1 protein-coding gene is annotated in these 684 nt (G+C 49.9%); it reads right to left on the reverse strand.

Features of this window, described 5'->3' with window-relative positions; all coding sequences use genetic code 11:
- Nucleotides 1–239: 239 nt before the first annotated feature.
- Nucleotides 240–684: hypothetical protein (locus tag AC1RPN_RS08005; RefSeq protein ID WP_481763682.1), on the reverse strand; the 445-nt coding region annotated here is incomplete at its 5' end.

Raw genomic sequence — 684 nt, forward strand, 5'->3', positions numbered from 1 at the left:
AGACCGACTTCGGCGCTGACCGCATACATCTTTTCACGCCAGTAATTTGCGACATGTTGTTTAATCAGCGTCGCGATCTCGGCCCGGGTCAATGTCGTTTTCTTAGCCACCAAAAGTCCTTCGTTGCTATGTGCAGCGATACCTCATGTGCAAATTCGCGAACACCGTAGATGGCGCACACGAGCGCCAGAAAGTGAATTGCTTGAATGTGACCTGTAGACATGGAAAAGCCCGTCTGGTTAACGTTGCATGAACTCGATTACGCGATCCCGTGATTCTGTATATGCCTGCTGCATGGCAGCGCCGATACGAGCACGACTATCATCTACTTCTTTACGAAAGTCTTTAAACTCGTCAACGCTCATACTGCCTTTTGCAGCGGCCATGATCGTCATAGTCTCGTTCATGACAAGCATAGCCAGATCACGCATCATGGGCCGCAAAACCGATTCGCTGATAGTGACACCAATAGCACCTCGATCCCGAGTTTGCTGCATGTCCGTCACAAGTTCCCGAATAGTCATCATCAGGTTGTTGAACGAGTGAACACCATAGCGTCCCTTCGATTCGCGAATCCCGTTTTCGACTTCGGCAACAAGATCAATACAGGTTTGAAGAGCGCGCTTCTGAATCACGGATGCTGCCGAATCAGAATCACCGACCTCCAAGAGCTGCTGTATGTTC

The organism is Dellaglioa sp. CoH-57-MRSF-20 (assembly GCF_056781955.1).